This window comes from Methylotenera sp. 1P/1 (genome assembly GCF_000384355.1).
Classification (GTDB): Bacteria; Pseudomonadota; Gammaproteobacteria; order Burkholderiales; family Methylophilaceae; genus Methylophilus.
On the sequence record NZ_ARWC01000001.1, the window covers coordinates 1,178,380 to 1,194,407 of the forward strand.

The 16,028-nt window shown below is 44.7% G+C and carries 15 protein-coding genes; 5 read left to right on the top strand and 10 right to left on the bottom strand.

Features of this window, described 5'->3' with window-relative positions; all coding sequences use genetic code 11:
- Positions 1–51: 51 nt before the first annotated feature.
- From A3Q3_RS0105540 to A3Q3_RS0105575, 7 genes are all read right to left on the bottom strand, one after another.
- Entirely contained in the window at positions 52–1,038 is a 987-nt protein-coding gene (locus A3Q3_RS0105540; protein ID WP_020182583.1) for a FecR domain-containing protein, read from the bottom strand.
- A gap of 4 nt (positions 1,039–1,042) precedes the next feature.
- The gene (locus A3Q3_RS0105545) at positions 1,043–1,561 is read right to left on the bottom strand and encodes an RNA polymerase sigma factor (RefSeq protein ID WP_020182584.1); all 519 of its coding nucleotides are present in this window, start codon (positions 1,559–1,561) and stop codon (positions 1,043–1,045) included.
- A 367-nt stretch (positions 1,562–1,928) separates the two neighbouring features.
- Complete coding sequence (locus A3Q3_RS0105555) at positions 1,929–5,486, bottom strand: TonB-dependent receptor domain-containing protein (protein ID WP_020182586.1); 3,558 nt, start codon at positions 5,484–5,486, stop codon at positions 1,929–1,931.
- Between the two features lie 225 nt (positions 5,487–5,711).
- Positions 5,712–6,749, bottom strand: a complete 1,038-nt coding sequence (locus A3Q3_RS0105560; RefSeq protein ID WP_020182587.1) for a FecR domain-containing protein — start codon at positions 6,747–6,749, stop codon at positions 5,712–5,714.
- Between the two features lie 3 nt (positions 6,750–6,752).
- Entirely contained in the window at positions 6,753–7,250 is a 498-nt protein-coding gene (locus A3Q3_RS0105565; protein ID WP_026361777.1) for a sigma-70 family RNA polymerase sigma factor, read from the bottom strand.
- A 218-nt stretch (positions 7,251–7,468) separates the two neighbouring features.
- Complete coding sequence (gene rfaP / locus A3Q3_RS0105570; RefSeq protein WP_020182589.1) at positions 7,469–8,284, bottom strand: lipopolysaccharide core heptose(I) kinase RfaP; 816 nt, start codon at positions 8,282–8,284, stop codon at positions 7,469–7,471.
- Entirely contained in the window at positions 8,281–9,456 is a 1,176-nt protein-coding gene (locus A3Q3_RS0105575; RefSeq protein ID WP_232418374.1) for a glycosyltransferase family 4 protein, read from the bottom strand. The genes rfaP and A3Q3_RS0105575 overlap by 4 nt, the downstream gene beginning before the upstream one ends.
- Between A3Q3_RS0105575 and waaC the strand changes: the two genes are divergently transcribed.
- From waaC to A3Q3_RS0105600, 5 genes are all read left to right on the top strand, one after another.
- On the top strand, positions 9,446–10,432 hold the full coding sequence (gene waaC, locus A3Q3_RS0105580) for a lipopolysaccharide heptosyltransferase I (protein ID WP_020182591.1): 987 nt from the start codon (positions 9,446–9,448) through the stop codon (positions 10,430–10,432). The genes A3Q3_RS0105575 and waaC overlap by 11 nt on opposite strands.
- An 87-nt stretch (positions 10,433–10,519) precedes the next feature.
- Positions 10,520–11,044, top strand: coding sequence for a nucleotide exchange factor GrpE (gene grpE / locus A3Q3_RS0105585; protein WP_020182592.1), 525 nt, complete (start codon positions 10,520–10,522; stop codon positions 11,042–11,044).
- A gap of 126 nt (positions 11,045–11,170) precedes the next feature.
- A complete protein-coding gene (dnaK, locus tag A3Q3_RS0105590) occupies positions 11,171–13,087 on the top strand; it encodes a molecular chaperone DnaK (protein ID WP_020182593.1) in 1,917 nt (638 codons plus the stop codon).
- 138 nt (positions 13,088–13,225) lie between these two features.
- Complete coding sequence (dnaJ, locus tag A3Q3_RS0105595) at positions 13,226–14,359, top strand: molecular chaperone DnaJ (protein ID WP_020182594.1); 1,134 nt, start codon at positions 13,226–13,228, stop codon at positions 14,357–14,359.
- 209 nt (positions 14,360–14,568) lie between these two features.
- On the top strand, positions 14,569–14,928 hold the full coding sequence (locus A3Q3_RS0105600; protein WP_020182595.1) for a hypothetical protein: 360 nt from the start codon (positions 14,569–14,571) through the stop codon (positions 14,926–14,928).
- A 168-nt stretch (positions 14,929–15,096) separates the two neighbouring features.
- Here A3Q3_RS0105600 and A3Q3_RS0105605 read toward each other — a convergent pair whose 3' ends face one another.
- The 3 genes from A3Q3_RS0105605 to A3Q3_RS0105615 are packed head-to-tail and all read right to left on the bottom strand — an operon-like array spanning position 15,097 to position 16,026.
- Entirely contained in the window at positions 15,097–15,339 is a 243-nt protein-coding gene (locus tag A3Q3_RS0105605; protein WP_020182596.1) for a hypothetical protein, read from the bottom strand.
- 27 nt (positions 15,340–15,366) lie between these two features.
- Positions 15,367–15,768: a lactoylglutathione lyase gene (gene gloA, locus A3Q3_RS0105610; protein ID WP_020182597.1), complete on the bottom strand. Its 402-nt coding sequence runs from the start codon at positions 15,766–15,768 to the stop codon at positions 15,367–15,369.
- Positions 15,769–15,777: 9 nt separating this feature from the next.
- A complete protein-coding gene (locus tag A3Q3_RS0105615; RefSeq protein ID WP_025224712.1) occupies positions 15,778–16,026 on the bottom strand; it encodes a YfhL family 4Fe-4S dicluster ferredoxin in 249 nt (82 codons plus the stop codon).
- Between the last annotated feature and the right edge of the window lie 2 nt (positions 16,027–16,028).

The following is a 16,028-nucleotide window of genomic DNA, read 5'->3' on the forward strand; positions in this document are numbered from 1 at the left end:
TACTGGGATGACCATTGAGGTGAGAAAACACCTGATATGCTTGCAAAAAAATTATGGACGCGGCTGAATAACAAGTTGCTCAGATGTCTGTTGCAATGTGACAGGTAAGGATTGTGGTAATCCGCGAATAAAGTCGTTGATTTCTTTAGTTTTAAGTACCGCATTCACGTTGGGTGAAGTCTGACCAAAGAATTTTGCTTGTATTGGCTGTTGGCGATAGCGTGAAAGTGTTTCAGCCACTTCCTGCATGTCGGCCTGATCAAACACAATCAATCCTTGGGCAAAACCAAACCCGTCCCCTGCATGGCGATTCACACGTTTTGGTACATCATTTGCAACAATTTCAGCCACTTCACCGTCACGTAGCAACAGCGGCGCTTGCGCATCATCAGCACGTGCTACTTGCACCCGCCCATGGTCTACACTCACGCGTACGCGGTTGGCAAGCTGATTGACGGCAAAGCGCGTACCTAACACCGTCACTTTGGCTTGCGCCGTTTGCACAATGAATGGTCGCTCGCTATCTTTGGCCACATCAAAAATAGCCTCTCCGCGCTTAATATGCACCACCCGCTGATGACGATAAAAAATGATATCCAACTCACTATTAGCATTGGCGGTGACTACGGAACCATCCTCTAACTTACGCTGGCTAATTTGCGCAACAGCCGTGTTGTGTGTGTGCTGCGCAATAGGCATGGCTTGCCAAGCTGCATATTGGATTTGACCAAACCAGCCCAGACCCAAACAAAGCAATAAAACGGCCATGCCTGAGCCCAGTTTGGTCAGCTTCCTGCTACGCTGAGTCTTTTCAAAGTATTGTTGTTGCGTCAGCGCATCAGAAAGATTTTTCAAACGATCTGTAGAAGTAAAATCTTCCATAGTGGAAGTGACTAAGCGATAAGCACTTTGGTGTCGCACATCTGCTAACAACCAAGTCTCAAACGCCGTGCGCTCTGGCGCATCGGGCGCAGCATCACGCATCTGCATATACCAGCGAATAGCCGCTTGTTTGATTGTGTCTGGCAGTTTGGACATGGTGCTATTCCATCTCAATCAATTCACGGGCATTGCTCAAATCCAACAGTGCGCGCATTGCATGCCGTTCCACCATGTTTTTACTGACTTCTAATTTTTCTGCGATTTGGCTGTGTGTATAACCCTCTACCCGGTACAACCAAAATACCTGACGGCAACGGGGAGGCAATTGATCTAAAATTTGTTGAATATATTCTAAACGCTGCTTGATATCGACTAACCTCTCTGTCGAAAGCGTTGGTGTGTCTATCCACTCACGGTTAAGTCCAAGCTCTCCATCTAACGAGACAAAGCGTTGCCCGGCATGGTATTCATTCACAATCAGATTACTGGCAATGGTACGAATATAAGCGTGCGGCTCTTTATGAAAGCGTATACCGTTTGAAACCGTATATCGAATCAGCGCATCATGCAGAATATCTTTAGCCAAATGCGGGCAAGCCACTTTATAGCGGATATAGCCCAACAAATCGGAATAGGCCCATTCCAGATTAATCCCACACCAAGTTAACGTCTTTTCCATAACTGGCTAAATCTGCAATATTTATGCCACCAAACAATATCAACTAACTCACTGATCTAATTAGGAGGCCATTGTCCACCTCTCTGAAAACAACCAAAAAATTGGTTGTAATCAACCAGCACTGCTCAGCTTTTTAGCCAAAGCTACGCTAGTATTTTATCTAATCAATACTCTAAAACATCATGTGCTAAATCAATTGAAAGTATCTCAACACCACGACCAGTTCAATCACCAACAATAAGCAAAACAACCCTGGCAAAATTAGTAACCACCGCTCATGGTTAAACAAGCCATTTAACCAATGTCTAGCCATAAAAAGAGCTTTGCTCATTGAGAATATTCTTTTCATTGGCATCGCTCAAAATCACTATTGTTTATTCGGGTCAAACTGCCAATTCAAGCTAAACCAAACCCCTCTTGGTGCGCTTGGTGCAATAAAATTAGTACTCTGCCAATCGCCTGAGTTATGGTTATAGCCACTTGGCCCAATCGCCCCTAAAATACTAGGTGAGAATGGGTTGCTGCCTAAACGCCCCGCACTAAAATATTCTTTATCAAACAAATTAATTACCTGCATACTCGCAGTCCACTCGCTGTTAAATCTATAGCTGGTCTGGAAATTAAAGGTGGCGTAGCCAGGCACTTTACCGGGGTTATTGGTTGGGGGTATGTCGCGTGTAGTAGGACCAATATTAGGATCAAATACTGCTATTGTTCTGACTACACCTTTTCTATGCGCGTTATTTTCATTGCCCCGCACAAAACTTTCACTATGCAACACTGCACTGAAACCCACTTGCCATTGGGGGGTGATTTCATAGCTAATATTGGCATTCAGGTTATGTAATGGCACTCCGGGCATACGATTACCTTTTTTCACCTGTATAACGCCTGGTCCAAGCGGTGCTATAAATGATGCACTACTATTATCTTCGCTATACAATAAAAAGTTATTTTGAAAAGTGGCATCTGTTAAGCTGTAATTAATGCCAAAGCCCCATTTGTCTTTTCTGCCAGATAAGCCAGCCTCTAACCCACGGCGACGGGTATCACCAATACTGTCAAAAAAGCCTTGTCCGTTTCCTACCGCTACAAAATAAATATCATCTTTTAAATCGGTTTGATAAGCGCCTAAATTCCATTGAAGCCCGTCAGTACCCAGCAAACCAGGCAAACTGCCCCGCATGCCTATATCGTAAGTAGTGGCTTTAATTTGAGGTAAATATGGATCACCAGAGAGTGCACTGGGTAAAGTACATTGGCGATTTTCAGCAAGGCTTTTTGGTTCTTGATACAAGTTTCCAAAGCCATCATCTAAAAAAGGTCCAGTTGGCGTTTTATCCAATGCACACCCCAATTCAATCACGCTTGGTGTACGCGTACCTTTCGACCAGTTGGCAAAAACATTTAGATTTTCTCTAGCCTGCCATGTTGCTCCTAGCGAAGGATTAAAAGAGTAATAGCTAAATTTTTCGGTTTCGGCTGGACCTAATGTATCGTTAAGCCGTAAAGGGCGATAGCCTGTTGGCACACCTGCACAGTCAGCAGCATCCACATCACCGTCATTGTCTATATCTGTACAAATATTATGTTTATCTGGATTTGCGATCAGTTCACCGATACCATAATTTAATAAGCCACTACGTGCCGCAATTTTATTTTTGGTTTTAGTTTGGTTATAACGGGCACTTGCGCTTAAATTCCATTCTCTTGTAGGCGTCCAAGTCTCGCTAAAATATATACTTTTAGTGGTATTAGTACCTTCAAAATCATTATTTCTTAGGCCTACAAATGCTCCTGCAAACTGAGGGTGAGCTTGTGCAGGGTCTAAATAAGCTTTTCTGTTGGCATCTAAAAAGCCTAAGCGTTGCTCGTTTTCATATGTGGCTTCAGCCGCATCGATTGATGCACCTACCATGAATTTATGCTTTTCAAAACTCCAGTTAAACTGCACTGATGCTCCATCCACGACTTGATCAATTTGGTTATCTGTAAATACTGCAGTAGGCGTACCTTGTACATAACCAGGCTGATTTAACCCGACACCATCTACATTCTGTGTCAAGAAAGGAAAATTAGGATCAGGAACATCTAAAATAGGCACCGTAGTACAGTCTGCCTCATTAATGGCTCCCAATAACATGACATAATTTTTAGTGATGATATTGGTGGCTGGGTCTTGTGTAAAAAAATAACTTTGATCAAAAACCACCCCGTTAATACTTTCGGCTCTTCCAGTAAGCGCATCTAAACCTGAATTAAACGTTGCCTCATCAAAAAATACGGGGCTTACAGGGCCGCTTAACTCTACAAACTGGTTATTACGATTGTAAACTTCCGACTCTGTGAAGTTTCTGAATACTTCAAAAGTTTTGCGATAGCCTGCCACAAAATCATTGGGCAGTTCTTGATTGATGTTGCCAATGTAGTTGTTTAGGTCGAATGTGCCTTGAACAAGCAATTCATCAAAAAACGTAGAGTTAATAATACTATTAGTGACGGGGTCATAACCTTCTACTGGAATCACTAAGTAATCTGGCAACCCATATCGATTGGCTTGACTACCAAGGCCATATTGATTGGCCTTGCTACTTCTGAACAAACAAGTAAAGACGCCATCTGCTCCAGCTGGGGGCAAGCTTTTTGCGGTTAATTCTTCGTCATAATTCCGCATAACATCTGCTCCTACCTGATGTCGCTTACTATTCCTCCGATACACTTGCCCGGTCACTGTGAAATTATCATTCACAAAATAACTACTCGATAGCTGAAACTGACTAAGCCTATTCTTAGTTGTATCTGGACTGCTGAATACACCATTACGATCTTGCGCATAAATTTCACTAGGCAATAATCCATTACCAGTTAAATCCGTCCCCACAAGCAATGTACTCAGGTTAAGGTCTAGCTTATCCCCTCTATAACTGGCTTTAGTAAACAGTTGGTTGACCTTACTCGGGGAGTTCTCACGCCAGCCATCTTCCAGAAAGAAGTTACCCGCAGCAAACAAGCCGATGGTGCCGTTGTTCCAACCACCTTCCACCTGCAGTTGTTTGCGGTTAAAAGAACCATAGAGTACTTCCGCATCGAAACCTGCATTGTTAAAACCATCTTTGGTTTTTAATGTGAATGCACCGCCTAAAGTGTTTAACCCAAAAATCGGGTTAGAACCGGGGAATACATCAACGCCTGCTAGTGCATTCATGGGAATCATGTCCCAGTTGACGACATCACCAAAGGGTTCGTTGACTCTAATGCCGTCAAAGAAAACAGATAGACCTTGAGGGGTACCAATCTGTGGGCCTGCGGTAAAACCACGGTATTGCACGTCCATTTGAAATGGATTGCCTTGATAGTCATTGACAGTAACCGACTGCAGCTTTTTGTTCATTAAATCGGTAATGCTTAATGAGTGTGAGTCTTTGATCTCTTTGGCAGAGATGCTTTGCACGTTACCGGGGATTTGCTCTTTAGTTAAGCCCAAGCCAGGTAAAGGGCCTATCTCGTAGAAGCGTTTGGCACGGACTTGGATTTCATCTAGCTGTATCGTCTCTGCTTTTTTCTCCTGATTAATTGCACCTTTGCGTTTAATGGCGTAGCCGCCCTTACCATCTGGCTGCGCTTCTAGCCCACTGCCTTGTAGCAAAGTCTCAAAACCTTGTTGGGTGGTATAGCTTCCTTTTAAACCAGTTGTCGATTTATTGAGTGCTAAATCAGGGTCAAATACTAAATCGACGCCACTTTGCTGCGCATATTGATTCAGCCTTTGGCTGAGCGTACCTGCCGGTATTTGGTATGGTTTAGCTTGTTGTAGCGATTGATAGGATTTTTTAAGTTCAGCCTCGGGCAAACCTGTTTCTGCTGTGGCAGCCTGCATAGAAAACAATGCTGTTAAGGCAGTGAGCGTAGAGAGTGATTTATACATGCGTTTTTCTTTCGCCAAATAATGGTGGTATTGATTACCTTGACGAAGCAAAAACAGAAACAGACAGTGCCTAAATAAAAAATTTTTAACTTTGAACGTATTTAAATATCAGGCCCAAAGACATGATTCATCTATTGATGAAATAAAACGATGACATTACTTGAGAGAACGTACATTTGCACACGGTTAGTTTTGTCGCAGACACATATAAGCACCAAGTATGTGTCATTGTTTGCGTGTTAATTTACGCGGATGCACTACAATGCCTTGTGCTTCTTGGGTTACTTGTATAGGTAAACGATTGGCAAGCAACTCCAAGCTACGGTTGACATTATCCGCAGGAAACACGCCGGACACTCTTAATTGCGCTACCTGTGGTATTAAGGTGATTGGTATAGGTGAATAGCGTTGTAGCTGCTGAATAACGCTTATCAGCGGCGCATTATCGAATAAAAGTTTGCCAGAAACCCAAGCATTCATTTGACTCACATCTACCGATTGTTTGGGTGAGACGTTTTGCGGTGTGATCTCTATAGATTCACCAGCGGAAATAACGACGCAATGTGCAGAATTCAGCTGATACCAACGTTGCAGATTGCACGCTTTAACTTGTGACTCTAATACGGCCACTTGCGTTTTAGTACGCTGCTCGTTTTTGCGATACACTGAGAATTGCGTACCCAACGCTTGTGCAGTGCCATCGGCCGTACTCACAACTAGCGGACGGCCAGTATCTTTTGCCACTTGTATAAATAACTCGCCATGCTCCAGCACAATTTCGCGCTGATGCGCACTATAGCGAATGTTAACCACGGTATCGGTATTGATGACCAACTTACTATGATCGGGTAAATCAATCGTTTTTTGCTGGCCTATAGGCGTTTGATATTGTGCAACCCATGTAGGTTTTATTTGCTGCGTGTGGTACACCAGCGCAGCACTCAGCCCAACCACTAGCATAGCTGCAATAGACTTTGCTGCTTTCCTGGCAGATTTTTTCTTCTTCAAAAATTCTGTCGCTGCTAAATTAGATTCAATGAGCGGTTTCGCCCCGGCTATGGTCTCTACATTAAATTGCTGCCACATCGATTGCACGCGCTGATAAGCTGTTGCATGCGCCGTATTACTTGCCAACCAAGTCTCAAACGCCGATTGTACGGCAGCAAATTCATCCGCAGCCGCATCATGCAACTGCATATGCCACTGAATAGCCTGCTCTACAATGGCCGTATCAGTGGAGGAGGATTGGTGCAGAGAGGTCATTGATTAATTTGCATAAGCAATTTGGTAGCAGTGCATCATTGCACGTGCTATATATTGTTTAACCATACTGGCAGATACCCTAAGAATGTCGGCAATTTCAGCATGCGTTAGCCCATCTAATCGATACAAAATAAAAGCACGTGCGGCTTTAGTTGGCAACCCTTCCAGCATCACGATGATCTGGTTTAAGATATCAATCGCCTCTTGGATTTGCTGAGGAGATGCAGCAAAATCCGGCTGTGCATCAAACAACATGGCCAAATACGCTTGCTCCAGCTTTTGTTTACGGCGGCTATCAATCAGTAAATGCGTTGCTATCGTTGTTAAATAAGCACGTGGCTCAATAATCGTAGTTAAATCAATGGCATTCAATTGCTGCTTATGCAGTAGCTTGGTAAATACATCTTGCGTTAAATCAGCTGCTTCAAAGGCTGACCCCAGTTTTTTACACAACCAATGCTGCAGCCAGCGATTGTGATTTACATAAAAAACTGCAGCCATATTTTGCATAATCTAACGCTATCTGACGAATCAAAAAAGTATTTACAGTGATTACTAGCAATTTTTATGCTTTGCATTACACGCAATAACTCATTGATTTGCATAGAGGCCGCAAACAGCGTGGCTGTTTATAGCCAGCTTTGGGCTGATTACAACCAGTTGGATTGGTTATTTAGGGAGAATACTTTTCGGTAGCGGCGTTAAACACTAGGTCAGATTTATTTAATGGCCTGTTTTTCTAGTGCTAACCGTTTCTGAAATTTTTCACTGTTAAATTTGGCATAGAGCTTTTGTGCACGTGCACAGACTTGCTGCCAGAACGCTTCATTTTGTGGCAAATAGTGCTGTTTAAATAGTGCAATATCATTAGCTTCCAAACCACACGCCATCGCTGAAAAATATAAACCGGCGATGTCTTTCATGACCGCTGTGCCTTTGGTAGATTGCTGCTGCAACATGCGATGCAAATCAATGAGATACAGCTTAACCATACCTTGCTTTAGCTCTGCCTGTTTCAATACAAAATGACACAGATAAAAATCACGGTGGCACATACCCACTTGATGTAACTTTGCCGCCAGTTCAGCCACGGCAATTATGAGCTTCTGTTTAAACGCTGCGTCCGGAGAATTGTTCACCCAATCGGCACACACCTCTTCCAACGAGACAATATCACCCAAATCTTCCGTCATCACAAACGATTGCAAGCTTGCAGGATTACGTCCGCGCTGACCATACGCAACCAATGGTGTGGTCGGAATACCTAGCTGCGTCAGCTGTTGAATCGCATTCACTTCTGTCATCGCCCCCAGAATAGGCTTTTTGAAGGTCACCAGATTTTTAATGATCTCAGCCCAGCCAACGCCAAAGTGCTGCTTAACAAAATAGGAGTGCTCGCCCAACTTGATTTGAATGGTTCTGCGCCCTTTGACATCGCGAAACGCTTTACCCTGCAACTGCATCATTGCGGCAAACGTATTCTTACGATTCAACCAACTACGGATGGATACGGGAACGTGGAGTAACTCTTTCATGCGTGTGTCTGCTCTGCTAACCGGATCAATATCTTAGCCTCTGCGCTACCATCATTGGCCCGCATAATCTGCTGTGTATGGTTTAGACCATTGCTGCCCCACGCCGTTCGCTGTTCGGCGGTCGCGGTACACATGGCTAACCACTGCTGGTTAAATAGTGTCTGATCAAATGGCAGCGGACTGACTATTCCCGCATCAACATCGGCGACATGATGCGCATAGCCACAACTTTCCGTCACCAACATGGGTGCACCACTGGCCATGCCCTCCAATATCACCAACCCTGTGTTTTCTCTATAGGCTGGGTGCACACAGACATCTGCCCCTTGCATCAACCAAGGGATATCCGAACGACCTTTTGAAATCACCACATGGGCTTGCAGGCCTAGTTTATTGACCATGGATTGAAACTGTTTAGGGTTATCTTGCCCCACTGCAACTAGCTTGGTATGTTGCAGCAGCTCTGACGGCAGTGCGGCCATGGCTAAGATGGCGCGGTCCAAGCCTTTCATGGCAAAACCGGATCCCGTCAGTAAATACACAAAATCATTGTCTGCAAAACCAAAGGCGTCGCGTAAATGCTGGCGCATCTCGGCTTTGTCTTGCAACACAAAACGTTCTGGCGATAAGAATGGTGGAATGTAATGAAAGCGCTCACTTTGCGTGCCATACCATTGTTGAAAGTTTGGCTTCTCAGTCAATGAAACCGCCAATATTTCCGTACTGACGTCTTGAGCAAACACTTCTTGCTCGCATTTAGCAAACCAGCGATAGCGTGGCGTGAGGCGGTACAGCCAATTGCGCTGCTGATGGGCACGCTCAATAAAACAGGGATCCGCAGCAAAATGTGCATCCAAATTGGCCATGCGGTTATAGCCAAACACAAAATCAAATTTTGCAGATTGAATGATAGCAAACGTCGCATCAATAAACTTTTGATAGCGCTGGAAATTGAACCAACCGGATTGTGGAAGCACATGCACCTTTATATTGGCTGGCACATCGCCTTGCCAACTGAGAGTGAACACCTCGACTTGATGCCCACGCTCTAATAGCTCGTTGGCTGTGCGCAGCATATCGCGCTGCATGCCACCAAAAGGGAAGTATTTAAAAATAATAAACGCAAACTTCATTTTTGGAATTGTATGCGAAAATACGCGGATGAAACGCATTCTGCTGGTTAAAACATCCTCACTAGGCGACGTCATTCACAACTTACCAGTAGTCAATGACATCTTGCAACACAATCCCAAAGCTCAGATTGACTGGGTGGTGGAAGAAGGTTTTGCGGATATTCCGCGTCTGCATCCTCGCATCAATCAAGTGTGGACTGTCGCCGTTCGACGCTGGCGCAAACAATTATTCAAAGGCGCCACTTGGCAGGAAATTCAAACATTTAAGCAAGCTATTGGTGCGCTACATTATGATGCGGTGATTGATACACAGGGCCTCATCAAAAGCGCGCTCATCACAAAATTGGCAAGCGGCCCCAGTCACGGCTATGACAAATACTCTATTCGCGAACCTATTGCCAGTATGGCCTATCAACAGTCCTATAGCATTAGCTATCAACAACATGCCGTTGCGCGCAATCGCACTTTGGTCGCTCAGGCACTCGCTTATCCAGTGCCTACCAACGCCCCAGACTATGGCATTCAAGCGAATGCTGCACAATTTCCAATGAGTTTATCGCTACCCAAACAACCGTTTGTGATTGGCTTACATGGCACCAGCCGCGACAGCAAATTGTGGGCTATCGACAGATGGGTTGCACTGGGAAAGCAACTAGAAAACGAGGCGACTGCTTTAGTATTGCCTTGGGCTAGCCTAGCTGAAAAGCAACGCGCAGAACAAATTCAATCGCATCTGACACACGCCATGGTGTTGCCTAAGCTCAGCATCGGCCAATTGGCGACCATCATCGCGCAGGCGCGCGCCGCAATTGGTGTGGATACCGGCTTATCCCATCTAGCCGCTGCATTAAACATTCCTACCGTTGCCATTTATACCGATACCAACCCAGCACTCACAGGCGTCATGGCGGGCGCGTTTGCACCAGCAATCAACCTAGGCAATATCGATGCCTCGCCCAGTGCAGATGACGTATACAACACATATCGCCAAATCATTGCATCATCAAGTCGGTAGTTCTGTTTAAAAAGTTTTCCATCAAGGCTTGAAACACCTCCGAATAACCCCACTTTAAAAAAGTGTTATTAATATTCGGGGAACCACATGCAAGAAGATCAAACAACGCCAGAGAACATGGCCGATACACAGGCGCAATCCACCACAGAACAAGCGCCAAATCCAGAAGCTCAAATTGCTGAACTTGAAAAAGCTTTAGAAGAAGCCAAAGCCCAGGTGTTATACATCAAAGCAGAAGGCGAAAACATTCGCCGCCGTGCGGGTGACGATATTGAGAAAGCGCGTAAATTTGCATTAGAAAAATTTAGCGGCGAGTTACTTGCAGTTAAAGATAGTTTAGACGCCGCATTAGCCATTGATAGTACAGATGTTGCCAGCTATAAAAATGGCGTGGATCTCACTGCCAAACAGTTACTCAGCGTGTTTGAAAAATTCAATATTGCGGAGATCAACCCAGTCAACGAGAAGTTTGACCCAAACAAACACCAAGCCATTAGCGCGGTGGATTCTGAATTAGAACCCAACACCGTAGTGAGCGTATTGCAAAAAGGCTATACGCTCAATGAACGCGTGTTGCGCCCGGCATTGGTGATGGTAGCAAAAGCAAAATAAAACCCTTTTTTAATTAAGGGCTTGAAAACAAAAAAAACACCCTCACCTAGCAGTTAAGCAAATAAGCCTTGTGTCACAAAATCAGACACAGCGCATGATAGAAATTGAATTGAAAAGGAATATGAAATGGCAAAAATTATTGGTATCGACTTAGGTACAACAAACTCTTGTGTTGCTGTCATGGAAGGCGGCAAACCACGCGTGATTGAAAACGCCGAAGGCGCACGCACCACTCCATCGATTATCGCGTATCAAGAAGATGGCGAAATCTTAGCGGGTGCTCCGGCTAAACGTCAGGCAGTGACCAACCCAAAAAACACACTGTTTGCAGTGAAACGTTTGATTGGTCGCCGTTTTGAAGAAAAAGAAGTGCAAAAGGACATTGGCCTGATGCCTTACACCATTGCAAAAGCCGATAACGGCGATGCATGGGTTGAAGTGCGCGGCGTCAAAATGGCACCGCCGCAAATCTCTGCAGAAGTATTACGCAAAATGAAAAAAACTGCGGAAGACTATTTAGGTGAAGAAGTCACAGAGGCCGTGATTACGGTACCGGCTTACTTTAACGATAGCCAACGCCAAGCCACGAAAGATGCGGGTCGTATTGCTGGTTTAGAAGTCAAACGTATCATCAACGAGCCAACAGCGGCTGCGCTAGCGTTTGGTTTAGACAAACAAGAAGGTGACCGCAAAATTGCTGTGTATGACTTAGGCGGCGGCACTTTCGACGTGTCTATTATTGAAATCTCTACTATCGATGGCGAACACCAATTTGAAGTGTTGAGCACCAACGGCGATACGTTCCTCGGTGGTGAAGACTTTGATAATCGCATCATTGACTTCTTAGCAGATGAATTTAAGAAAGAAAATGGCTTAGATTTACGTAACGATTTATTGGCGAAACAACGCTTAAAAGAGGCGGCTGAAAAAGCGAAAATCGAGTTATCTGGTGCACAGCAGACTGAAGTGAACTTACCTTACATCACAGCGGATGCGACTGGCCCTAAACACTTGGTGGTAAAAATCACCCGTGCAAAACTAGAGTCTTTAGTTGAAGACTTGATTGAACGCACGATTGCACCTTGCAAAACTGCTATTAAAGATGCGGGCGTATCGATTGATGACATCACTGACGTGATTTTGGTCGGCGGTCAAAGCCGTATGCCAAAAGTGCAAGAAAAAGTGAAAGAGATTTTTGGTAAAGAGCCACGTAAAGACGTGAACCCAGATGAAGCTGTGGCCGTAGGTGCAGCGATTCAAGGTGGCGTGTTACAAGGTGATGTGAAAGACGTGCTGTTGTTAGACGTAACACCATTGAGCTTGGGTATCGAGACGTTGGGCGGTGTGATGACGAAACTCATCAAGAAAAACACGACGATTCCTACTAAGGCATCACAAGTATTCTCTACGGCAGAAGACAACCAAAATGCAGTGACGATTCAAGTGTTGCAAGGTGAGCGCGAAATGGCTTCTGGCAATAAATCGCTAGGTCAATTCAACTTAAGTGATATTCCACCAGCACCACGCGGTATGCCGCAAATTGAAGTGACGTTTGATATTGATGCAAATGGTATTTTGCATGTGTCTGCCAAAGACAAAGCGACTGGTAAGGAAAACAAAATTACCATTAAAGCGAACTCTGGTTTGTCTGAAGCAGAAATTCAGCAAATGGAAGAAGATGCAGCGAAATATGCGGACGAAGACCGTAAATTGCGCGAATTGGTAGATGCGCGCAATGCAGCGGACGGCATGGTACACAGTGTGAAGAAATCACTCACTGAACATGGTGATAAATTAGATGCTGACGAAAAAGCCAAAATTGAAGCAGCAATTAAAGAGGTAGAAGATGTGTTGAAAGATGGCGACAAAGAAACCATTGAAGCCAAAACCAATGCATTGATGGAAGCTTCACAGAAATTGGGTGAAAAAGTATACGCTGAGCAACAGGCGCAAGCGAATACTGAAAGCGCTCAACCACAAGGTGAAAAAACAGTCGATGGTGACGTGGTAGATGCTGAGTTTGAAGAAGTGAAAAAAGACTAAGTCTCATTGCCCTGAAAAAGCACAGGTCGCAGAAAACATATGGTTTCTGCCCCTGTGTTTTTGTGGTTAAAAGGACTGAATTTAATTATTGAAAGAGTGCTTTATTAATTTCTAAAGTAACTCCATGGTGAACACATTATGGCTGCAGCAAAAAAAGATTATTACGAAGTACTAGGCGTCAACAAGGACGCATCCGACGAAGAGATTAAAAAATCGTATCGCAAGCTTGCGATGAAATATCACCCTGACCGCAACCCAGACAATCCAAAAGCAGAAGAGCAATTTAAAGAAGCCAAAGAGGCTTACGAAATGCTATCCGATGATCAAAAGCGTGCGGCGTATGACCAATACGGCCATGCAGGTGTAGACCCAAGTATGGGCGCAGGCGCCGGCGCTGGCTTTGGTGGGTTTAGCGATGCCTTTGGTGATATTTTTGGTGATATTTTTGGCGGTGGACGCGGCGGCGGTCAACGTTCTAATGTCTACCGTGGCGCAGATTTGCGCTACAACATGGAAATTTCATTAGAAGACGCGGCACGCGGTACGGAAACAAAAATCCGCATTCCTGTACAAGCGGCATGTGAAACGTGTGATGGCACAGGCGCCAAAAAAGGCAAGTCGCCTGTCACATGTACCACCTGTAACGGTCATGGCCAGGTGCGCATGCAACAAGGCTTTTTCTCTGTACAACAAACCTGCCCCAAATGTCATGGCACAGGCAAAATCATTAAAGATGAAGACCAATGCGGCACATGTCATGGCGCAGGCCGCATCAAGCAAAACAAAACACTCTCCGTCAAAATCCCTGCTGGAGTAGACGAAGGCGACCGCATTCGCTTAAGTGGTGAAGGCGAAGCAGGCGTGAATGGCGGGCCAACGGGTGACTTATATGTAGTGATTCATATTAAGCCACATGAAATGTTCCAACGAGATGGTGGCAACTTACATTGTGAAATGCCGATTAGCTTTACTACGGCAGCACTTGGTGGCGAGATTGAAGTACCAACGTTGGGCGGATCTGCCAAAATGAAAATTCCCGCAGAAACACAAACTGGCGGTGTGTTCAGGTTACGTGGCAAAGGGATCAAACCACTGCGCGCAAGTGATTATGGTGATTTAATGGTGCATGTCGTGGTAGAAACACCCGTCAAACTCACCGAACATCAGAAAAAACTGCTGAAAGAGTTTGATGCAAGTACGCAGGCAGATGCTGGCAAACACAGTCCAAAAAACAAAAGTTGGGTAGACAAAGCAAAAGATTTCTTTAGCTAACCTCAAGATAGGCTACGTGACACCCATGTTGTCACGTAGCTATAATCCTGCAGCATTTCCTGCTAAACTCTAGCAAAACCCTCAGAAATTCAAGCATTTACAAATCAGTTACAAAGTTTTTTGCACCCTTACACTTCTGTTACAGCTAGGTCATCAAACTGCAATATCTTCTTGTTAAAGTACATCAAACGTTAACAAAGGAGAAAAAAATGAACAACATCAAAACCATTACCAAATTAGTATTTGGCGTATTTATGGTGGCTAGCTTGGGTCTATCTGCAATGCATGGTCATGCAGCTGGCTTCAACAAAACCGGCCAAACAGATGGCAAAGTTTACTCTCCAATTAAATTTTACGATGTGGTTGAACACACCAAACCAAACGAAGTTGCAAAAAACTTCGGCGCTCCAGATGAAGTATTAATCTTAAAAGCCCCTAAAGGCGAAATGGCTGGTGTGGTATGGATTTACCGTGACGCTGTATTGAAACAACATGGCATGCAAGATGCACGCTTTGTGTTGATTAACGGTGAAATGAAATACGTGACATTGTCAGACGCGACCACTTAACCGCCAACCGAATACTTGCTCTATCCAAACCCCCTTTTGCCCGCGCCCGCGGGCATCTTTTTGTCCAGCAGCTTGATTGTAGTTTTTCAATAAATGGGGGGTACCTTCCCTCACTACTTTGCTCAATTAATGAATACTTTCTAGTAAAGTTAGGGCTACACATTACATCTATAAGCCATTGAGTATCACCCGCAACTCATCATACGCATCAGCGTAATCTTCGTATTGCTTGCCAGAGGTACGCGCATACCAATACTTGCTGTTCCACACATCGCCTTCAATTTTATGCAGAACAGCATGAATCCAATTGGCAGTGGTATCTGAATAGTCTTGTGCAATGTGATGTGAACCATCCCAATCGCCTGCCAGCGCAAGCTCGACTGACTGTTTAAGTAACGCGCGATTATCCATAGCACTTAAAGAAACTGGCGAATAAGTTTAACGCGGATATTCAATCGACCCTTTTTGGATGAATTCGATTTTGTATCCATCCGGATCTTCGATAAAAGCAATCACAATGGTACCGTGCTTCATCGGGCCAGCCTCGCGGATGACTTTACCGCCTTTGGCTTTCACCAATTCACAGGCTTTGTATGCATCGTCCACCTCTATCGCCATGTGCCCGTAAGCACCACCCATCTCATAGCTGGTTTTGCCATAGTTATAGGTGAGCTCCAATACTGTATTGTCATACTCGTTGCCATAGCCTACAAACGCCAGTGTAAACTCCCCATCAGGATAATCGCTGGTACGTAGCAATTTCATGCCCAGCACTTCCGTATAGAATTGGATGGAACGTGGTAAATCGCCCACACGCAACATGGTATGCAACACTCTCATGACTCACTCCTAACAGTTTGTAATACGTTGATATTTTTCTAATAATTCTACTTTGGTTTCCACTACATCCGGATTGAGTGGAATGCAATCAATCGGACAGACTTCCACGCATTGTGGCTGTTCAAAATGGCCCACACACTCCGTACACAATTGCGGATGTATGACGTAAATTTCTGGGCCTTGTGAAATCGCTTCATTGGGGCACACTGGCTCGCAAACATCGCAATTGATGCACTCATCGGTAATCATTAACGCCATAA